This window comes from Escherichia sp. KTE52, assembly GCF_000408325.1.
In the GTDB taxonomy this organism is placed as follows: Bacteria; Pseudomonadota; Gammaproteobacteria; order Enterobacterales; family Enterobacteriaceae; genus Escherichia; species Escherichia marmotae.
In genome coordinates this window covers 73,687-95,215 of the sequence record NZ_KE138679.1, presented here as the reverse complement: position 1 = coordinate 95,215, position 21,529 = coordinate 73,687, and the positions used below count along the sequence as shown (strand labels likewise).

The following is a 21,529-nucleotide window of genomic DNA, read 5'->3' as shown; positions in this document are numbered from 1 at the left end:
CCAGGGATGTGCAACCATCAATGAAGCATTTGACCTGATGAAACAGCGTGGCTATAGGTCTGAATTTGACCGGGAAGACTGGTCAATTCCGGAGGGCTTTCGGGGATGATGTTGCGATTGACTGTACAATAACCGTGCGGCGGGAATTTCATCGCTCGAAAATGTATGTTAGAAAATTAAATTGATGTTTCTAATCAAGAATGTATGATTTACATCGTCACAAAAAAACAGCATCTGATAAAAATTCTGTTGATCTTTCTAATGTTCAGGCTTATATTCATGCCGTCGTAGCAAATTCTGCGACCAGGTTTGACAGCCTGAATGTTAGTGCGGACAACCGCAGATTTCCGATATTGCGGTATTTTTGTGTCCGTAAACCGCGTTACGCCCGAATTATGGTGGGGCGTGATGGGGAGGCTTCGGCCTGCTGGTTTCACTAACGCCAGTCTGTCAACCCTGTCACGTCCTGCCACCTGTTTGACAGCGGGTAGCAGGTTGTTAAACCTGTTAGTGAGGCCGTAACTATGGTTAATGCCAATCCTTGCTCACGTCCAGAATTCATCTGGCGTTTCCACTCCCTGCAAAAACACTGCGATCACTTCGCAATTGCCGCAACCGAAAAAGAAGCCCGTTCTCTGATCCCTGATCAATATGGTGTTCTTACTGGTCGTTTCTCTACTTCCCCACAACCAAACACTAATCCCTGGTATCGCAATATTACCAATCCCGGCATTGCGGAGGCTCACTGATGGATATCTGCATTCTCGAAAAGCCATCAATGACCAGCATTGAGATCGCGGAGCTGGTGGGAAGTCGTCCAGATAACGTAAAAATATCAATAGAGCGCCTGGCTAAATCTGGAGTTATTCAACTTCCTGCATTGCAGGTTTTCGAAAAAATCAATAACTTAGGACTACGCCGTAGTGTCGAGGCTTACGTCTTCGAAGGCGAGCAAGGCAAGCGCGATAGTATTATCGTCGTCGCGCAGCTCTCTCCCGAATTCACCGCCCGGCTGGTGGACCGCTGGCGCGAACTGGAAGAACAAGTACGCCAGCCGTTGACCGAAATAGAGATGATCGCTGCAATGGCTGCAAATGCAGTTCAGCAGCAAAAGCGGCTTCATGTTGTTGAGTCAAAGGTTAGCCAGGTTGCTGAAACCGTCGAGCAAATAAAGAAAGGCAATATTCCGGAAGGCTACATTGGCTATCGCCAGTTAGCGGCGAAATGCGGCCTGACTGAAGCCAAATGCCGCAACCTGGTCAACGCTTACCAGATCCCCACAGATACTCATGAGTTTTTGACGCCAGAGGGGGTATTGTCGCGTCGTACTATTGTGGCCTTATCTCCCTTCATGAATGCCTTTACCCTGATGATGTCGGAGGCTGAACACCGAGGAAAACGCTGGTATCACCCAAGGATGGGGCAATTCCAGGTGATCGGTTGGGGAGGCGAGTGATGGACATCATGCAGGCGGTAAAAAAAATCAGGGAAGGACAGGCTGAAGTGTGCCGCCGTGAAGCATGGAGTGTTGGTGTATGGGTCTGGCCTGATAATTGCTCTACTACCGGATGGTTTTGTATTAATGGATGCCAGATCCGGGAAGTCGATTTATCGACGGCGGATGCAGTCGGTAATGATTGGATCGTAACTTGAAGTGTGATGCCCCGGCCTGGCCGGGGCTTTTTCATACCTCATTAGTTGAGGTCGCTGCGTCTCCGACTGGTAACAGAGCTGTATTGCGTGGTTCTCCAGTAGGCCAGCGATAGCCAGACACTCTTGATGTGGGGAATGCGCGAATATTAACAGCATCCCCCTGGTTCCCACCCAAGACAAGCAGATCGCCATTGGCGCGGCGTCCGACAACAAAGCCTACATGCCCACCGCCTGTGCGAGTAAATACAACGATACATCCATATGCCGGTGTATCTAATTTCTCGCCCCAATCCAGATAGGATTTTGCCGACTCAAATCTTGTTGAGCGGATGCCTACACGTTCCAGCATTGCACCAACAAATGCAGCGCACCACGGCGTTTCGTCGTCTTTAATTCCGCTGCGCTTAATATCCCGCCAGAACTGGACGATCTCAGGATTGTGTTTCGCTCCTTTTATTTCGGTGACTCCAATATTTTTACGGGCTTCAATAAGCCAGCGAGGTTCATTATTGATCATAATCATGCTCCGAATGAAAAAAGAGCAATAACTATGTTGAGAATGTGATTTCTATTACACCAAACATTATTAAACGGCATTCATCTTTAACTTTATTCAATGTATTATCTAACAGAAAAGTTAAACTGCGCTAAGTTAGTGATAACATTGGTTATTGTTAGCTTGCGTTATCTATTTGAGTAAAGAGATTGTCATGAAAAAAACAATATTAGCGGCTATTGTTTGTGCATTTGCATTATCAGGATGTGCGCCTATTCAAAAGCAAGTCGTAAAACGCCCTGCATTTCCCGTAGAAGAGTACCAGGCATTGCCGAAAGAAGGCACTGGCAAGGTTAAGGGGGAGTTATTTGGTATGACGCGTGGCGGCGATGTGAAGATTGGGGCTGGTTCTAAAATTACTCTCCGCCCATATACGACGTATATCAAAAACACCCCACAAATTAATTACAATACGCAGATCTTGGAAACAATCGATGGCCGGGCTGTGGAATATGACAAAACTGTCCTGACAGATGCTCAAGGCAAATTTGAATTTGAAAACGTACCACCAGGCCAATATGAGGTGTTTGGTTCGTTCAGTTGGTATGCAGGTAATTATCCGCAAGTTATTATTCTGGATGAAATCATCACCGTTAAGAACGGGGATGTTATCCAGGTACAACCATGATCCCTTTTGAGTAAGAACCTTCGGGGTGTGATTCTGCGAAATTAACACACTCCATACCCTCTCAAACCGTACCGCTTAAGGCGGATTTAACGGTTTTGAGGGGGCTTCCTTTGGACAAAATAATTGATTCAATTAGCCAGGCCACCAGCATTGGGGCGCTGATTGAAATTGTTAGTCGGTTGCATAAACCGCGAGCTGTAGTGACCTTTGGCGTTAAGAAAGTCGATGGCGTCAGTATTCAGAAAACACGCCGGGCAGCAAACAACGCCGCAGTAAATCTTCTTAATTCCCTTCCGCCTGGCTTCGATGGGGCGAAATTAACTGACGAACAGCGCCAGATTCTTGCCGGGTATACCGGTGAAGGCGGCCTGACAGATGGTGAGGGCAGCCAATACGAATACTATACGCCACAGTTTATGGCAGAAGGTATATGGGATCTCTTCGGCGACTACGGTATTGATAGCGGTCACGTACTGGAACCGTCAGCAGGCACAGGTATTTTCCAGGAGACAAAACGGCAGGGCATGATAATGACCAGCGCCGAACTGTCTCCGATCTCCGGTCGAATAAACCAGCTTTTGCACCCGGAAGATGATGTGAATATCGGGGCGTTTGAGGCGCTGGCGGCGAAAGATGCAATGTATGACCACGCAGTTGGTAACGTACCGTTTGGCGAAGGGCGTTCCGGCGTCGCCGGGCTTGATCCGGCATATGCAAACGAGAAGAACGTTGGCAATTATTTTGTGCTGCGCACGATCGACAAGGTTAAGCCTGGTGGACTAATTGTATTGGTGGTGCCGAATGGCATGACCGATGGTACGAAATACAAAAAATTGCGCGATAAAGTCAGCCGTAAAGCGGAATTTTTGGGCGCGCATCGTATGCCTTCTGGTACGTTCAGCGAGTCCGGTACAGATACCGTGGTGGACGTATGGGTATTGCGTAAACACCCGGAAACCTTCCTGGAGATGATCCCCGACACGGATGATGCAACGCTCAAATCGGCAAACGTCCTTTGGGATACCTTCCTCAAAGGGAAATGGTTTACAACCGAAGGGAAGCGATTTGTTTACGGCGACATGGAACGCACCAGCTTCCGCAATACCCTGGTGGTGAAAAAGGACGGTCGTGTATCCAATGAGTCGATGAAAACCGCGTTATCACGCCGCTTTGAAAGCCGTATTAATTGGGATTTGCTCGGAGTAACTACCCAGGCATGGCAGGGCGCAAAAGTAGGGGATAAGCGTCTTGTAGGCGGTATCTGGCATGAGTTTGATGGCCTGAAATGGGTTAAGGACACGACAACCAAATCCTCCGCGCTTGATGTAAGTCGATATGGTGTTTCGACGTTTGGCGATCTGCAGATCGCATTCCAGTCAACAAACGGGATTCTGGCTTTGTCATGGGACCAGATATCGGCGATCGCGTCCGACTATCCATCGGTTGTCAGTGATGAAGTGGCAGCAATGATTCGCTTTGCTGGCAAACAGCGAGAAAAAGACAGGGAGCGCGTTATGCGCGGTGCGTTGATAGGGCAGTTGATCAACAAGGCACTTGATTTGCGTAACCTGGGGGTGAACGTTGATGACAAACTGGCAGATGCATCCCGCCTGGCGGCAGCAGAAGTTGCGAAGTATGGACCACCGCACGCGATTAAGCTGAATGGGCTTGCTGAAGCTGGCGCTAAAAACTGGATGACGTTCACTGGCAATGTGAAACAGGATGGTTCCACTTCTGACCTTCTGGCAGGGCGACTTGATGTAACGGATGGTGCTGCCGGTATTGACTTTACACGTCCGGAACAAGTGATAGCACATCTTTTCAGTGATGTAGCCCTTAATCCTATAACGCTGGGCGACTTTCGTGAGGCGTTTGCTGGTGAACTGCCAGAGGACGACGACGCGGCCCTTGAATACCTGGCGAAATTTGATGATATCGCTATTGATGGGTATGGCTGCCTGCTGCCGATGGACCGCGCCACCAGCGGCGATATTGCAACCAAAACAACATTGCTGGTGGGCTGGCGTGATGCGTCAACAGGTGAACAGAAAGCGAACTTTGAGCGTCAGTTGGCGAAAATCGAAGAGAAACGCATTTTCACGCCACTAAATAAAGTCACCGTTAATCTGAACGCCCGCTGGCTGGATCGCCGCTTGATAAAAGAGTTCCTGGCAGAGCAGGGCTATGACGAGTTTAAGTACACTGAACCTGATCTGAAGGTCGTCGATGGCATTCTGGTATCTCCGGACGATTACGAAGGTAAGGACGGGGTATTTACCGGCTATCAACTACGAACCGTAAACGGCAAAAACGGGAATGAGTTCAAGAAGGCCAACAATAAAGACGGCTTCCTGAACCAGTTAGAAAACTACCTGAACGGTGTTAAACCGCGTGGGCAGAACGCTAACGAGTACCTGGATAAAATTGCTCAACTGGAAGTTAGCTTTAACGACTGGTTACGCACCCACCCGCAGGCGGATCAGATAGCCCGTGACTATAACGACGCATTCAATGGCTTCATTCCGTTCACGCACTCTAACGCACCGCTTGGCCTGGAAGGGATTAGTGGAAAGCGCATTCCTCTGACTTATCAGAATGAAGAAGTTCGTCGCTTGTCAGAAGATGGGCGCGGCATCATGGGATTTGGTACCGGGCTGGGTAAAACCACGACCGCGCTTGCGCTTGAGGCGTATAACTTCGAAACAGGTCGCACTAAACGCACGTGTATTGTTGTTCCGAAGGCGGTTTATCAGAACTGGTATCACGAGGCACAGAGTTTCTACAGTGCTGATGCCTTCGCCAATATGATGTTTATCGGTTTGGATGAAGTTCGTGATGACAGCGGAAATATTCTGACCGCGCCGGTGCTTGATGAAAATGGCGAACCACGCCTCGACAGTAACGGGCAGCCTCTTACCAGAAATGTTGTGAAAGAGTCCGCCAGCGCCGTTATCGTTCAGCGCATGAACATGATCCCGTCGTCAAATTGGCGAACGGTCATCATGACAAAAGAACAATTCGCGTCTATCCCGCTACGAGAAAAAACCATCGAGGAGAACTCACAGCAAGCTGTCTTTAATGCTGTGGAAATGGGGCGTCTTGACCTGGCGTCTGGTAAACACCGTGATGCGCAGAAGAAGAACAAGATTAAGGATCAGGCCGCGAATACCGGTACAACGAAGAAGCAGAATATCCCGTACTTTGAGGATATGAACTTCGATAGCGTGATTGCCGACGAGGGGCATAACTACCGCAACTCCTTTAATGCCGGGCGTGAAGCGGGACAACTGGCATATTTGCCTAACCCGGCAGTATCCAAGATGGCCCGCGACATGGCTGTAAAAGCTGCGTACATGATGAAACGCAACAACGGGCGTGGTGTAGTCATGCTGACGGCAACACCGCTGGTGAACAGTCCGATTGATGCCTTCAACATGCTGTCTACTGTCATTCCGCAGGAAGAGTGGATGCGCATGGGCATCATTACGCCTGATGATTTCGTTCGTGTGTTTGGTAAAACAGCCACAGTTCAGGTCCAGAAAATTTCCGGGGAAGTGGAAGAGAAGCAGGGGCTGGTTGGCTTCCAGAACCTTGATGGCCTGCGTGGTATTTTCCATCGCTGGACTACTCTGAAGACTGCTGCGGACGTCGGGGCGACGGTTAAAATCCCTGATATTGTCGAGAATACCTTGCAGATCCCGATGACAGGGGAGCAGGAGGCTGCTTATGAAGAGCTTCGTAAGCGTGCACAGGAGTTAAGTAGTAAAGATGCGCTGACGGTTGATGAAAACGGGCATATCACAAACGAAAAACCGGATGATTTCATCTTCTCCATCATCCGCGACATGGATAAGGTTGCTATAGATCCGGATCTGTATGCCAGTGCGATTACATTCCAGTTCCCCGTTGAGCTTGCAGACAAGGTAAAAGCTATTGCTGATGCCCTGCCAAAAGTAGCTGGCGGTAAAGTGGCAGATGATGCAGACGAGGCCGAAGAAGACGGCGCTGGTGGGCTGGTTAGTACGCGCACCAGTAAGGTAGTGAAGACCACCTTTAGTGAACATCCGGCGCATGTTGAAATACGTGCCAGCATTGAACTGGAAGCTGAAATACTGAAGGCCATTGCTGCCGCCGGGATTGATCTGCAGCAGGTATCACACCCCATCCCGCCGAAGTATGCCGCGCTGATCGAAAACCTTCGTGAAGGTCTGAAGAACGGTAAACAAATTGTCTTCATTGATGAAAAAGCCCAGCACCAGAAGCTGCGCCGTATTATCGCCAGTGCACTGCAAATGCCGGAGCAGGAGATAGGCATTATCAATGCGACGACCGTTAGCCAGGCTGGCGGCATCAAGCTGAAGAAGGTGAATAAGCCGACTGAACCTACTCCGAATAAAAACGGTGAATACAAAGAAGGGGCATGGGAAACCTACTACAGCAAACTTGCCCAATATGAGGATTATCTCTCAGCTAAAAATGATGCTGGCCTTGAGGGTATGGAAGGCATTGCCGCCGACTATAACGAAGGGCGCACGCGCATCATTATCTGTAACAAGAAGGCTGAAGTAGGTATTAACCTGCATATCGGGACAACCGATATCCACCACCTGACACTACCCTGGACACCAGCCAGTATCGACCAACGAAATGGGCGCGGTGCGCGCGTAGGTTCACCGCAAGAGAAGGTCAATGTTCACTACTATTGTGGCAAAGGCACATTCGACGACTTCCGTCTGGATACGCTGAAACGTAAGAAAGACTGGATCAAGATGGTGATGACCTCCGACATGTCAGAGATCGCCAATGGTGATGCGGATGATGCTGATGAACGCGCCATTATGCTGGCGGCAAACCCGGAAGAACGCCGCGCAATCATGGCTCGCCAGGCGCAAGAGCGTGAAGAACGTCTGAAACTGAAAGCACAGCGCGAGGCCAACAATGCTCTCGATATCTACCTGAAAGCGGCAAACGCCGCTGGAAAAGATATCGGCATGATGGAGACAGAACTGAAAAGCGCGATGGAACAGATAGAGTATTACCAGCGAAATCTTGACGACCTGATAAAAGCGGGTACGAACAGGAATGGGCAAAAATTCGCGCTTGAGCAGTTGAGTAGCTACAGAAAACGTGCGCGGGTGCTGCGGTTTGCGATCACCAGGGCAAAAGACGCGGATACCATAATGAAACGCTCTCGTGGTGATGTGGAGCGCGCTATTAAGTCTGGTGTGCTGGATATCAGTATCGATGTTATTCAGAACCCACAGGAATATATGCGCACTGACAAGAATATCCTGTTGCATAAAGGTAGTTATTACCGTGCAGTCATTGATGATCGCGAAACAACAGCGATTGTCCGGGTGGAAAAAATTGACGGTGAAAAAGCACAATACCTCTGCCGTATCGCCTGGCTGGATAGAGCAAGTCGTTACGCTCGATCACCGGGGTCAATCGTTACATTGCCGTTTGACTCTGTGATTGAAGCGGTAACTTTTGAAGAGGGGGTAGCTGAATCGCGCGCAACGGCTGCGCGTGGTGTTCAGTGCCACCAGCTATCAACAATACTTACTCGCGATCAGTTCTATGATGCTATTCGCAATGGGGTAATGAATGTTATTGCTGGTAAACCTGGTAATGCATGGGGCGGTGGGTCAGCTATTAAATACTGGGCATATCGCACAGATGATGGTCAGATCGCGCTGTCATCGGCCTATGATGGCGTGATAGGCCAAAAAATCGGGCGAGCATCGGATATAGTACCTGAACGATGGATATATCCAGATGGCAACGATGAGGCGCTGAAGCGTGAAGTGGCAAAAATACAAGCCAGTGATAACCCGCTGAATATCGTGGACGGTGAGGGATTCCTCCAGGCATTGTATGGGTATGATTACATCCAGGGAATGCAGGCATGGGGCGCACAGGCAACGATGGATGATGTTGCCCAGGAGTTCGAAAACTGGATGGCTGGGCGTGGTCTGTCAGGTCGTTCGCTTAATAAAGTCACTTCTGAAGATATTCTTAGCTTGTTCCGCAAACCGTCCGGAGAAGGTCTGGAATCATTCTGGAGGACCGTGCTGGCATACCGTTTATTCAAGGGCAGGATGAAAGCCTTTAGCAATATCGATGATATTGAACGGATGTTTAATCAGGTCAAGATCGCGAAAATTAAGACGAAGATCGAAAAAACACGTTCTGCGCTGGCGGCCTGGCGCGATGCATTGTTTGAGCAATATAAATCACTCAGTGATGCAGATGGATGGGCGGCACTGGAACAGTTGGCGAATAATGGGGTAGATGGAGCGAAACTCGCCATTGTCCAGGCTGATAACCCCCTGGAATCACCGGCAGCACAGTGGATTAAGGTGGGGGCTGTCATCAATGCATTTGATGAAAAACACATTAGTAAGGACGATTTTGCTGATGCTGTTTCTGTTAATCGCCTGGTAGAAATGGCTACCCGCCGCGCCCGTGAGTTGAAAGACGGTGACTATGTGAATGAGTTGCCGGATGCGCTCAAATCAGCAACGTGGCAAGACTATGTATCGCTGAAAAACGGCGGGGCCACCGAATCAGAGATCGCGGAAAGGCTTGAACAGGCTGAAAGCAAAAGAGAAGAGCAGGCGGCAGTGGCTGAAGCCAGAGCTGATGAAGCGGCGAATGATGACTATATCATTGTGGTTAATGATAAGCCGATTCGCGCGAAGGCGCGTGTTCGCGGGCGCTGGTGGAGCGTCAGCGAGGACGTCGGTGCGGTTTATCTCATTGCCGACCAACCAGGTTCCTCGACAATACGGAACGCCAAAGACGCGATTAAGAAGATTGGCGGGCGTTTCTGGAATTTTGAAGCAAACCCGGTTGCTGATGTGAACTTTGACCGTCCGGCATGGATGGTATCTACGCGTTACTCGGTAGATGAACTGCGTAAAATAATCGCCGATGCGGCCTAACAGATAAGGAGCGGCCCCATCCGGGGCCGAATTTGAATGACGACATTAATTGACACTGTAAAACCGACGGAATCCTACCTTGAGGACATTTTGCCGCAGGCGCTCAATGGCAGGAGTGAAGAGGCGTTTCTGGATGCATATCTGGATGGCATGGTGGAAAGGCTGAAAAGAGATCCACAGCTTTATCACCTTTATGGGCCGTGGTGGCCTGCGCTTAAAACGTTATTGCTGGAGCGCGGCGACATATCATTTGGACAAGTTGTAGATAGTGATGTGGCAGAGATCTACAAAATGAGTCGCCCGGCGCTTACGGTTTTAGCCGGGCATCTGTATTCGAGCGATCGCCTGGAAAATGACGCGGTATACAATCCCGTTCATGCTCTGGAAGTCGCGCCTTATGCTGATGATACAGAGCCATACGTATACACAAGTTACGACGAGTCTATAGAGAAATATCGAATCGTGGGGTAGCCATGCGAAAGAATCGTAGGTTTACGATCGACGACTTAAAAGCGTACTCACAAGGGAAGGGATACGCCCTTGAATACCACCGTTATAAGCGGGTATTTACCCTGCGGCATATAGAAAACCCTTCGAAATGGGGATGGATTTATTTTCCGCACACTGACGATAAGCTGGTGGGGCTTGTTGATGATTTATCCTATGAAGGATGGATGATTGCTATCGACAAGTCGGTTACGGAAATTAACGAACCGGATAAAATAAACCATTAAAAATAACAAGTTGGGTAAATGACATACAATTTACCCGGCTTGTTGACCCGCATCACCATTTACTCTAAAAACAAGTCCGACCTGTTGCATCCGCCTATCTCTTTAGTAGTATTTCCCTCGGTTTTGATAAAACTAACGCTCTTGTTATTATCGTGTTCATTATTTCAGGAAGTTTGTGTTAGAAATTTAATGCGAAGACGCAGGCATCATAGTGCGTATTCTGAAATATCCCCGCACGCTGCTGCACTGAGAGAGTTAGAAAGAAATCCTGACTTATTAAAACGGAATTACGAACATTACGAACAGGTTCGCGTTCTGGATTGGCTGTATCGCAACATGCGATACGTGTATGAGCACACACACTCAACACCGAACGGCGGCCTGAGAGGCAAAAGGACAGCCATTAAGATGGTGGCAGAAGGTCAGAAGAAGGGCTATCCGGACCTTTCTATTGACCTTGCTCGTGGTGGGTATCACGGAATGCGCATTGAGATGAAGCACGGGAGAAACCGTCTGACTCCCGAACAGCTCGTCTGGATGACCCGCCTCACGGAAGCAGGCTATTACTGCTTTGAGGCGCGCAGTGCCGATGAAGCCATAAAAGCTATCACGGAATATGTAAATCTTGATTAAACGGAGAAATCGTTTTGCGTTTACTTAACGTGGCTGAACTTATCCCTGCCGGTGCTAACGTTGTTGCTCGTCGCTGCTCATGGCCTCATTCTTTCTGTATAGAGCTTAAAAAGATGGATGATGGGGCATTAGAAGCCCGAAACATAGTTACCGGCGACAAGGTATGCATTACCCCGGAAAGCGCGAAAGCCAATGATTGGGAGTTTGTTCATTGAGCAGAAAACACCACGTAAATCTGACGTTTGCTGATGACGCCGGAAGAACCAGAAGCATAACCATGAAAGTTGCTTCCAGGAAAGTAACCGCGCCACTTATACGAGAGGCCGTAAGTGAACTTGATATGAGTGAGAATGCAGCTCTGTTATCGGTAAGCTGGCTGGGGAAAATGACGGATCAGGAATACTCGGATGGTATACCCCACGGTGAGCGGCAGATAGTAAAGCGCGCGTTTAGAATTTCAGAGGTAGTTGTCGTACTGATAGCTTTGATTTATATGGCATACATGCTACTCCAACACGTCTAAACGGTCATAAACCCGCCAGTTGGCGGGTTTTTTGTTGCCTGAGTCTTTTTATTGAAATTGCATACTAATAAAATGTGTTAGAAAACTAATTTCAAGGAAGGGAACAAACATGAGTCAGCAAGTAGAATCATCAAGCCTGGAGATCATCTCAACCGCAATTGAAACGCTGCGGACACAAATCGCGCTTATACAGAAACGAAATCCGGGCGATGACCTGTCAAAGCGACTGCATGAGAGCGTCATTGCCACTACAGATAACCTGGTGGCGGAAATCAACCAGCTCCTTGATGATGGGGCAGTTGATTACAATAAGCTGGTGGATCAGTTTGAGGAATATCAGCAAGCCGTTAATGATGGCTTGATCCGTTTTTCTCAAGTCACTGGTGTATCAGCGACAGTTGAAAGCCTGGGGGATGCAGTTAATCAATTTGCCGCGAATATGCGTAATGAGATCGGCAATCTGGAGGCGCGTCTTGAGCAGGCAAATACACTGCGCAAATCTGCTGAAGTCGATTTGAGTCGTTACAAAAAAGACTATCCGCCAAGCCTGACAAAACGACTGGATGTTGCGGAGAAAGATAACCGCACGCTGAAAAGAGAGCGTCGCGAACTAAAAGAGCGTTTAACCAAGCTAAATCAGCAATGCGTTGAGTATCAAGGCGAACTCGTCACACTGCGTAAAAAGTTAGCAGCGGCGCAGAGCATTATTGAAACATTGAAACGAGAGTGTTCAGAGCTTGGTCATGATCTGAATCGCGCCTGTGGCATGGGGCAAAGGCCAGAGACATTCCCGCTAATGTATGACGGAAGAGAAGCTATTGCCTATATCCATGAGTTTCCGCATGGTCTGGTCGCGGAGACTGGGCAACGTGGCGAAGCGTTGCTGACGGCAAATTACCATCAGCAAATCAGAACCAGCCGCCTGCTGACGATGGATGTGATCCCATCAGTATGGGGAACGCCGCTTTACTACCGAATTCCTGGCTTCGAAACTGACTGGAATACCGACATAGACGAATGTCTGGCAGATAAAATTATGGCGTACCTTGAAACGGATTTTCCACGCTTGCATCGCCGGATTATGGACTCTAAGGATGCACCGATCGACGAATTGAAAATGCGTCCAGAGACGTTGGAGGCAATCAAGCAGACTGAGTTTGATACAGTGTTCAGTGTGGCCTGCATTCCAAGCAGCTTTCATGAAAGCATTCCGTTCATGCAGGGCGATCGCCGTCAGGAAATAATTGATGCTTGCCGGGTATGGGCGAACGAGTGGGATAAGAAGAACGGTGGAGTTGAAAATCTTTACGGGAAATAATGTGTTAGAAAATTAAAATTGTCTTTCTAACATATTGATTATAGGGTTAACTTAACATAGAATTTTTCGTGCTGGTGGGGAGCTTCCCATGTCGCTTGCGGGTTTGATAGTCACTTCATTGTCTTTCCCCACCAGCATCAAACAAATTTAAGTGTTAGAAAGTAAATTTTAAGGTAAGGGAAAGCTCCGGCACCGTGCAAATACATGCCCGGCAGGTTTAGTGCGTAAAGTGGTTTCAGCGAGAGCATTTTACGGAGTAAACGACAGTGACTTGAGCCACGGAAGGTCTTTTTAAGGTGTTCATTGATGATGATCTGGCAGTGAGTATGTTAAGTGGGCCAGGCTGCATCGGGTCATCATCAGTGAACATCCTCAACGTTAAGGAGGCGCAGAGTTGGGTTTTCCTCTTATTTTGCTGACTCTGAGTCTCCTTAACGTTGCGGTAATGCACCTATGCGGATGTGGCCTTGCATTGTGTTTTGAAAGAATGGGGGTAAGGCCGGGGATATCCCCAGGGGGAGGCACCCCCGCTGCAACGAACAGCCATAGACGGCAGTCGAGTGATGAAAACGTGAAAAGACTTTAAACCTCGTTACGGCTGGCGTGGCAAACGCGACAACCGGGATAGGACGGTGACGGGCGGAGAGAGAGCCGCTTCAAGATAAAAGCCGACTATGGATTCCTTTCTGCGGGCCTTTGAAAGTGAATCTTGCTCAGGCAGTCGGCTTTTATGTTGATACGTAGCGATAACCGCGACAGGCGCGGCGGTAAGTATGGCGGGGTTATTCCTTCCCCGTTGAGGACACCGAGTTGCCAGGTTGACCATACGCCTAAGTGGCAATACCGCGAGTGGGATATTTGCCCACCTTCGGGTGGGTGTTTTTTCAGTGTTTTCGTCATGGTTAGCGACTTTGCGGCGGTTTAGAAACTGACCATTAAAGTAAATGCAAACGATGATCTGATGATGGTAGCGGCCTAAGAAGCCTGACGCCACGGGGTATGAGTCGTCCCCCGTCAAAAAATCGACCGCAGAGTGTCCCCGTCTGTGTATTAGGGAACGGGGAGGCATAACAGGCAAGGGCGCTGGTGTGATTAACCAGATGAATGAGAAGGGTCAGGTCTTTCTGGTCAGCGCCCTTACCTGTTACGTCCTTCCCGCGTAACAGCCATTGGTTAATGGCTTTCTGGAATAATGTCTTGTAACGGGTATATCCCGTCATGCTGAAGGCGCTAATCACGCTGGAAGCCAGGGTTATGCATCCCCTGTTACCGAATTGCAGCCAGGGCGCGGTGCGCCGAAAAGCATACGGAGGTGGAAGCCCTCGCCGGAGACGTACCCGGCAAGTGATGGTGTAGCTCAGCGGTAGAGCAGTTGGCTGTTAACCAACTGGTCGGTGGTTCGAATCCACCCACCATCGCCAATTTAGGGGAGTTAGTCCGTAGAGGTAGCGGTGTAGACTGTAAATCTACTGTCATTGCGACTCGGGTGGTTCGACTCCATCACTCCCCACCAAATTGCCGGTTTAGCTCAGTTGGTAGAGCAGTCGCTTTGTAAGCGAATGGTCAGCGGTTCGATCCCGTTAACCGGCACCAACACAACAGGTAAGAGCATTTGTAGAGTTCGACTCTCTACCGTGGGCTTTTTCCCGCGATGCGAGCCATAAATGCTCTTTCCGTTGTGGTGAATGCGCGTTGCTGGCGCGCAAGTCCGCCCTATGGCAACGAGGCGGCGTAGTAAATATCGATGCCTCAGTCATCAAGCGCACTGACCGGCCTTATGGGCTATGAAAAAAAGAGGCGCAGTCGGAGATCAGTACCGACCACCACAATCACTGGAGAGTAGGGAGCATGGTGCTCAAGCGGTCTTGAAAACCGTCCCGTCGCGCAAGCGATGATGGTTCGATTCCATTACTCTCCGCCATCGCAACGTTAAGAGTATTTGGCTAATTAAGCGAATGCCGGAAGCAGAACCGGATCACCAAATGCGTACAGGCGTCATCGCCGCCCAGTCAGCCAAATGCTCTTACCATTGCGGTGAATGCGGCTAAGCGCACGCGGAACAGTTAAAACAGTAAAGGTGGTCTTTTTACTGGCGTAACGAGAATCCATAAGTGATCCGGCGTTAATTGTTAACTGGTTAACGTCACCGGGAGGCACCCGGCACCGCAACCTAACAGCAATGGCGTTTTGTCTTAAAAGGTGGCTGCAAGTGATGGATTTTTGGGCGTTTGCCGATAAAAACCCGGAGTGGACATTATTGTTTCTGCTGGTGGTTGCATACGGGGTAGAGCAAGCGGCAAAAGCCTTACGCGGTTCTGGCAAAAAGCGTAAGCGTAATTAACAGTAATCTGGCCCTTTAGCTCAGTGGTTAGAGCGGGCGACTCATAATCGCACGGTCACCGGTTCAAGTCCGGTAGGGGCCACCACATTTGGTTGTAACACGGCGTATGGCACATGCGTCGTTAGCGGTCTGGTGTAGCTGTTAGGTGCCTTACTAACACTGCATGGGCACATCAGGTAGCCGGAATGTGCAAGTCACCGTTGGTAGGATAGCGGACTCAGGGACTCACCATCCTGGCGATTCGGTGTGACAGCCGGAATAGCACGGCGTACAACAGGAAAAGGTGTTTAATTAATACGAGCGCCTTCTCCGTTGTGGTAATTGCGGCTATGCGCTCGTGACGAAGCCATTTTCATTCACTACGTTCTGATAAGTGTCGTCGCCGGGCGTGGCTAACCTGGCAGGTGGAGGCACCACCGCCACAACTCCTTTCAATTCATCATATAGCCGCTCAGGCTGTAACCCTTAATTAATACGAAGTTACGACGTCACTACCGGTTCAGCCGGGGGATAGTCGCGCGTGTAAAAAAGGAGACGTTATGTTAACGGCGAACGATAACGCGTATTCAGAAGATGATCTCGTTTTGAGTGACTTTATAGGGCGACGAGAATGCTGGACGCAAAAGCGCGAGGAGCTTTATGCAGCGTTAGTTCGTAAAGGCGTCAACATCGAAACCGCACAGAACGGTGATATGACAGTGGTAAGTGTTGGACTGCACGGCGTAAGTGTGTCAGCAATCAATCACGAGCCGTACATTGCGTTATCCGAGTCGATGGTAAGGTTAGTTAAGTTCCTGAAGTACACAGAAGCGAATAACGTGCTCATCGCCAAAAAGAACATCCCGTTCTCATCGGCCTTTTACTGGATGATGAAGGGGCTTGATGCCCGGCGAACATCATGGCCTAAAGGGAGCTATATATCGATGCTCCGTGGCAGTGTTGGTAGCAAAGAAAAGCTCGTCGAATTCCTGCCGGAAGAGGCATTCGATATTGTTGAAGGTTGTGATGTGATGGTTATGCCTCGCCTGGTAATGATGAATGGGGATTTACAGGCGCAGACAGACTGGTTTGCAACTGGTGTTGATATTATCGCTACTGACTGGGAGGTTTTTTGATGTACGAGGCTACTAAATTACGCATTGAGGATGCGATGCACATTGGTTGGGACATCATCACCTGCAAGATAACATCATGCAAGGCTACACGCACAGACGCCGGACACAAGAGCACAATATCAGGTTATGTCGTGATGTCAGTCAGGAGTGTGCGCATACGCTTCAGATGGAAAGCCTGCCAGGTTACATCATCAATGCCGCTTACCGTCGAGCAGGATTACTTATGCTTACCCGAAATAGACGGAGCGTTGCTGGTGGGCAATAGTGGTCGAAAAGCCGATTTTGAAGCCAGTCTGAAGATGGCGCAGGCGGTGATCAACAAACATAAAGGGAAGTGGGAGGCAAAAGTTAAGCATGTTGTTCGTTTATCCCGCTGGTAGCGTTAGTAAATTAATATTAATTTTCTAATACATCATGTTTTTGACAGTCTTCTCAGTATTAACAAGCTGATTATCATCCCCTCGGTCTTTTTCTATCCGGGGGATAAATGGAGCAAATCAGTAGCGCCGAAATAGCGGATATCATGATCAGGGCTGACTGCTATCTGACGGTCACCGAAATCACCAGCCGTGCAAAAGCACAATATCCTCACCTTCATGTGTCGCGCGTAAACGTAAATAACATCATACGTTTTTTTGTTCGTTCCAGTCGTGCCATTTGCGAAATAGACGACCGCGTATACCCCCGGAAATATTGGTTACATGGCCTGAATGGATACCAGTTCAAGGTGCGCGGGCGCACTCCTGAATTCGGTCGGCTGTTGGTGAAAAACACCAACCGAAAGATAGAAGCTCAATTACGAAAGGAGCAGCGTCAGTTGGTGGCGATGACTAACCAGCTATGGAACGCCGCTGTGAAAAAACGTGAGGCTTCCCTATGACGTTAATTAACTGGGAGGCGCATCGAGCTAAGTTCCTGGAGTTAAGAGAAGAAACCGGGATCACCATAAAAGAATATTGCGAGCAGCATGACCTCAGCTTTAACACCGCCAGAAAGCATCTCAATATGAAAAAAAATGAGGTTAAGGCGAAAGCTAAGGCTGCCGGGAAAAGTACAAAACAGCGCGCAAAAAGCAGCGCCACCGGCTCAAAAAAAGAGCAAAAAAAGGCTGATAAAAGCACAGAATTTACAAAAACTGACAAATCGTTAGCTGGTGGACAGTTCCGCGCCATGCCGCAAAAACAAAATGCGGATCACAAAGAAAAACCAAGTAATAACAACAGGATACACAAGGATGTGAAGGGATCATTTTGTGATGAAATGGGAGAAATGATCCCTAAAAGCAGCGAAAAAGCCCAACGAAACAAGGGATCATTGCAAATGATCCCTGACTCATCAGCTCAAAGCGCCACTTTGCCTGCCACCAACGTCGCCCGTGAGATGATGAAGAACGGCGCGACTGAACATTTACGACTTGCGATACAGATGGCGCAGGAACGAGCAATTCAGTATCAGGCCATCGTTGACCAGGAAGCGGAGCGACTACAGGAAGAGATTGACGCCCTCGGCGATACACAGCCAGAGGGGATGCACCCAGGGCAGCGTCTTCTCGGCCTAATAAGCGATGCGGCCTACTACATGAATGACTTTATCAGTAGGTTGGCAGCCATCTACCAGACCGAGCAGAAGCTACGCCAGGGGGATGAAAAACTTGCGCAGGGCGCGCGTCAGCAGGCATTCAGGGAGGCTGAGGCCAGAGAAAAACTGGCGATTGCCCGCCTGCAGGCCGAGCAGCGTGGCAAGGAGATTGAGTATCGCATTGGCGCTGACGCACGCGCCGCCAGGGTTATCGCCGCCGCTATACGTATGCGTGAGCGCGAGGAGCTGGACGATATAGGCGTAGCTGAATATATCGAGCGGCAGGGCGTCAGTGTCCCAGCTATCCTGGCGGCACGAGCGGCAAAAGCGATCTCACTTCTGGAGCCTCCGGTTTCTGACGTTAACGATGTTGATGATGAGCAACTGGATAAAGAGGCGAAGCAGTTTGCCGAGCAACAAGCTGGACTCCCACAATGGCTTGCACAACGCCGGGCTGAAGTAGCGAAAATCGTTGATAGGCTTGGGATGGGGGATTACGACCGGAACGGAGAACGTAAAGCCGGTGAATTTGAGGCCAATGATGAAGACCTGAATATAGACCCTTCCGCCACGGCTGATATCTACGGTGATTATGACGCGGGGGATACCGGTTTTGATGCTGTAGATGACGAGATTGTGATAGACCAGCCGGAGGATGACTAATGGCTGGTGGTCGTAAGATTAAGTGCGTCACCAGTGATCCACGTTGGCGCGATATGGTTATCAGGTATCGATACAACTTTACCCAGGCGGTTGTCGATATTTTTGGGATGTTCCCCTCCCATCAGCAGCAGCAGATCATTCAGTCAGTGCAGGAGACGGGGAGCAGGACGACCGTTACGTCCGGACACGGAACGGGTAAGTCATCCCTTACCGCGATGTTGCTACTAATTTTTATGATCCTGTTCCCCGACGCCCGCGTCATTATTGTTGCGAACAAAATAGGCCAGGTAAAAACAGGCGTATTCAAATACGTGAAACAGTTTTGGGCGAATGCTGTTAAGCGCCACGGCTGGTTACAGACCTATTTTGTCCTGTCTGACACCATGTTTTATGAGCGTTCCCGTAAAGGGATATGGGAAGTGCTCTGTAAAGGTTATCGACTCGGTAACGAAGAGGCACTGGCGGGGGAGCACGCGGAGCATTTACTGCTAATCCTTGATGAAGCATCGGGCATATCCGATAAGGCGATTAACGTCATGACGGGGGCGTTAACGCAGAAAGATAACCGTATGCTCATGCTTTCCCAGCCTACGCGTCCAAGCGGTTACTTTTATGAATCCCACCATTCAAGGGCAAAGGCAGAAGGCAATCCGGAAGGAGTCTGGACGGCAATAGTCCTTAACTCTGAAGAATCTCCATTCGTTGAACCGAGCTTTATTCGTGAGAAATTGCTGGAGTACGGCGGCAGGGATTCGCTGGAGTACATGGTTAAGGTGCTGGGCCAGTTCCCGCGTGCAATTAACGGGTATTTGCTTGGTCGTGATGAGTGCGACCGCGCCGCACGGCGTAAAGTGTTGCTGGAGAAAGATTGGGGCTGGGTAGCGACCGCTGACGTCGGTAATGGTCGCGACAAATCGGTGCTCAATATATGCAAAGTATCCGGTTATCGTGAGAAACGACGCGTTGTGAACTTTAAGATACTGGAGATGCCAGGCACTATGGACCCGTTGGCTTTTGCCGACTTTATCTATAACGAATGCACTCCTGATAAATACCCGAACATCACCATTGCTGTGGATGCTGATGGCTTTGGTTCAGATACGTGTGCGCAGCTTGTCCGCCGTGGTGCTAATCCCGTTCGCATCCGTTGGGGTAAGCCTATGTTTGCGCTAAGAGACAGAGAACGCTTTGTCAATCAGCGTGCTTACGCCAATATTATGGCAGGGGATGCCATTAAATCAGGGCGTATGCGTATCGATAGTGACCCCAAAACCGCAGATCAGGCATCAAAAATCCCGTATATGCTTAACGAAGAAGGGAAGGTAGCGATGATGCGCAAGGAGCACATGCGGCAGAAGTTAAACATCAAGTCGCCGGACAGATGGGATACCTACTGCTTCACTATGCTGGTGGATTACGTGCCTGCTAATGAAGACATTGGCGCAGAACTCGCAACATTCCGCGATCAGGTGTTGGCAGAAGTGGATATTCCTGATATTGACATTTAAAAGCCCCGGCGATTCGGGGCTTGTGGGTGGTTTGCGATTACCAGAGTTTTGCCGCGTACATCGTTTGTGTGAATGTGTACCCATAGCGTTCTTCAACGCTTTTACCGTATTTTTTCCTGGCTTCAGTAAGGCGGATGCCTGTCAGGTCATCGCCGGAGGCAATCATAACTTCCAGTAGTTCCAGGTCCATTTTATCCAGCCTTGCCATTGCATCTTTAGCCTCTTGAATTTTCCGGCTAACGATCTGGTGTATGGCTGGATCGGCTTCGGCCAGCATTTTATCTGATTTGTTTTTTAAACTCTGATTGCGGATATCAATGTTTCTCAGGATATATGACTTCACGACATAGCTTGGCTGCTGCTTTTCCAGATCACGAACCCGATAAAGGTCAAATTCGCCGAGAAGTCCGCACGGAAGCGGTTTAATGCCAGTGTAAATGGTAAGGGTACGGCGCTCACCAACGTTGTTAACAACGGGAATCTCTGTGTTTGCTTTTCTTGCAAAGATCAGCGCACCGTGCGCACCCACTCGGAAGCGTGAAAGTCCATTGTTGCCCTCGATATTGGTGGTAATCACCACATCGGTATAACCTTCTTTTCTTGCGCGGTATACCTCGCCCTCACGTTCAGCGGCGAAGAATCTGCGTTCTTCTTCAAGCGCACCGACAACCTGTGAAAATATCCTGTTTTTCATGCTTTTCTTTATAGTTTTATCGTATTTTTTCAGCAGGTCTTCGCGCGTAAATGTTCTCGTTGTGGTTGCGCTTTGCATAACGATATGCGTACTCTGATTAGTATCCTCAACAATGAATGGGATCGGTAAATAAACCGACTCAACAATGTTTGAGGCTTTGTCATCATCCTTGCGACACAGATCAACAAAGGCTTTCCATTCGGCTATGCATTTTTCAGCTTCTTCTAATACAGCCGGATCATGTGTTAATGCAACATGGCGAAATTCCTCGCCAACATAACTGGTATCATGGAAAACAGAGTTTGCGACCACCAGCTCTTTCCACCGTTCAGCGGTTTGCAGGAACCGTTTGTACTCATTCTCGATCGACTTCTTACTCATTATTCCTACTCGATTTAGTTTTCTAACATAAAAGTCCTGTGACAAATTTATGCTGAATAACAAGGTGAGTAAAGGATAAAACCGCTTTTTTTTGATTGTTCCTATTAGAAAATGTAACCAGGAACAGCTACCGCATGGCTGACGGATTTGCGAAGTGATCTGGTCGGTGTTTTTTTTGGGAAAAAAGTCCTGATTTCTAACTTTAAATAATTGGCATTATTTAAAGTTAGGCTATAATCTCCAGTAAACAGGTAGTA

General features: G+C 49.1%; 17 protein-coding genes and 5 tRNA genes. 20 read left to right on the top strand and 2 right to left on the bottom strand.

Annotation, left to right across the window (positions count from 1 at the left end; genetic code table 11):
• The first annotated feature begins 524 nt into the window (after positions 1-524).
• Genes A1SC_RS11535 through A1SC_RS11545 form a run of 3 tightly spaced genes read left to right on the top strand, consistent with a single transcriptional unit; the run spans position 525 to position 1,653 of the window.
• On the top strand, positions 525-749 hold the full coding sequence (locus tag A1SC_RS11535; RefSeq protein WP_000245715.1) for a host cell division inhibitor Icd-like protein: 225 nt from the start codon (positions 525-527) through the stop codon (positions 747-749).
• On the top strand, positions 749-1,456 hold the full coding sequence (locus A1SC_RS11540) for a Rha family transcriptional regulator (RefSeq protein WP_016262443.1): 708 nt from the start codon (positions 749-751) through the stop codon (positions 1,454-1,456). The genes A1SC_RS11535 and A1SC_RS11540 overlap by 1 nt, the downstream gene beginning before the upstream one ends.
• Positions 1,456-1,653, top strand: coding sequence for a hypothetical protein (locus A1SC_RS11545; protein ID WP_016262442.1), 198 nt, complete (start codon positions 1,456-1,458; stop codon positions 1,651-1,653). The genes A1SC_RS11540 and A1SC_RS11545 overlap by 1 nt, the downstream gene beginning before the upstream one ends.
• 31 nt (positions 1,654-1,684) lie before the next feature.
• Here the strand turns inward: A1SC_RS11545 and A1SC_RS11550 are convergent, their stop codons facing one another.
• Positions 1,685-2,170, bottom strand: coding sequence for a TIGR02594 family protein (locus A1SC_RS11550; protein WP_016262441.1), 486 nt, complete (start codon positions 2,168-2,170; stop codon positions 1,685-1,687).
• 193 nt (positions 2,171-2,363) lie between these two features.
• Here A1SC_RS11550 and A1SC_RS11555 point away from each other — a divergent pair, with 193 nt between their 5' ends.
• The 17 genes from A1SC_RS11555 to A1SC_RS11605 all read left to right on the top strand — a co-directional run bounded on the left by A1SC_RS11555 (position 2,364) and on the right by A1SC_RS11605 (position 20,197).
• On the top strand, positions 2,364-2,837 hold the full coding sequence (locus A1SC_RS11555; protein ID WP_016262440.1) for a carboxypeptidase-like regulatory domain-containing protein: 474 nt from the start codon (positions 2,364-2,366) through the stop codon (positions 2,835-2,837).
• Between the two features lie 110 nt (positions 2,838-2,947).
• Entirely contained in the window at positions 2,948-9,784 is a 6,837-nt protein-coding gene (locus tag A1SC_RS11560; protein ID WP_016262439.1) for an SNF2-related protein, read from the top strand.
• 36 nt (positions 9,785-9,820) lie between these two features.
• Entirely contained in the window at positions 9,821-10,255 is a 435-nt protein-coding gene (locus tag A1SC_RS11565; RefSeq protein WP_016262438.1) for a hypothetical protein, read from the top strand.
• Between the two features lie 2 nt (positions 10,256-10,257).
• Positions 10,258-10,518 (top strand): hypothetical protein, encoded by a 261-nt coding sequence (locus A1SC_RS11570; protein WP_016262437.1) that lies wholly within the window; start codon positions 10,258-10,260, stop codon positions 10,516-10,518.
• 18 nt (positions 10,519-10,536) lie between these two features.
• Positions 10,537-11,151: a VRR-NUC domain-containing protein gene (locus A1SC_RS25900; protein ID WP_262353649.1), complete on the top strand. Its 615-nt coding sequence runs from the start codon at positions 10,537-10,539 to the stop codon at positions 11,149-11,151.
• Positions 11,152-11,783: 632 nt separating this feature from the next.
• Positions 11,784-12,992, top strand: coding sequence for a hypothetical protein (locus A1SC_RS11580; protein ID WP_016262433.1), 1,209 nt, complete (start codon positions 11,784-11,786; stop codon positions 12,990-12,992).
• Positions 12,993-14,338: 1,346 nt separating this feature from the next.
• Positions 14,339-14,413, top strand: a tRNA-Asn gene (locus A1SC_RS11585).
• Positions 14,414-14,418: 5 nt separating this feature from the next.
• Positions 14,419-14,505: transfer RNA gene (locus A1SC_RS0121955), tRNA-Tyr, on the top strand.
• A gap of 4 nt (positions 14,506-14,509) precedes the next feature.
• Positions 14,510-14,585 (top strand) — tRNA-Thr (locus A1SC_RS11590).
• 241 nt (positions 14,586-14,826) lie between these two features.
• Positions 14,827-14,913 (top strand) — tRNA-Ser (locus A1SC_RS25145).
• Positions 14,914-15,201: 288 nt separating this feature from the next.
• Positions 15,202-15,333, top strand: coding sequence for a hypothetical protein (locus A1SC_RS25895; RefSeq protein ID WP_255097511.1), 132 nt, complete (start codon positions 15,202-15,204; stop codon positions 15,331-15,333).
• A 9-nt stretch (positions 15,334-15,342) separates the two neighbouring features.
• Positions 15,343-15,418 (top strand) — tRNA-Ile (locus A1SC_RS11595).
• Positions 15,419-15,872: 454 nt separating this feature from the next.
• Complete coding sequence (locus A1SC_RS25140) at positions 15,873-16,448, top strand: Thoeris anti-defense Tad2 family protein (RefSeq protein ID WP_016262431.1); 576 nt, start codon at positions 15,873-15,875, stop codon at positions 16,446-16,448.
• Positions 16,449-16,642: 194 nt separating this feature from the next.
• Positions 16,643-16,828: a hypothetical protein gene (locus tag A1SC_RS25890; RefSeq protein ID WP_024191202.1), complete on the top strand. Its 186-nt coding sequence runs from the start codon at positions 16,643-16,645 to the stop codon at positions 16,826-16,828.
• Between the two features lie 107 nt (positions 16,829-16,935).
• Positions 16,936-17,328, top strand: coding sequence for a hypothetical protein (locus A1SC_RS11600; protein WP_016262429.1), 393 nt, complete (start codon positions 16,936-16,938; stop codon positions 17,326-17,328).
• Positions 17,325-18,689, top strand: coding sequence for a hypothetical protein (locus A1SC_RS0121940; RefSeq protein ID WP_016262428.1), 1,365 nt, complete (start codon positions 17,325-17,327; stop codon positions 18,687-18,689). The genes A1SC_RS11600 and A1SC_RS0121940 overlap by 4 nt, the downstream gene beginning before the upstream one ends.
• Complete coding sequence (locus A1SC_RS11605) at positions 18,689-20,197, top strand: hypothetical protein (RefSeq protein WP_016262427.1); 1,509 nt, start codon at positions 18,689-18,691, stop codon at positions 20,195-20,197. The genes A1SC_RS0121940 and A1SC_RS11605 overlap by 1 nt, the downstream gene beginning before the upstream one ends.
• A gap of 37 nt (positions 20,198-20,234) precedes the next feature.
• Here A1SC_RS11605 and A1SC_RS11610 read toward each other — a convergent pair whose 3' ends face one another.
• Positions 20,235-21,272 (bottom strand): hypothetical protein, encoded by a 1,038-nt coding sequence (locus A1SC_RS11610; protein ID WP_016262426.1) that lies wholly within the window; start codon positions 21,270-21,272, stop codon positions 20,235-20,237.
• Between the last annotated feature and the right edge of the window lie 257 nt (positions 21,273-21,529).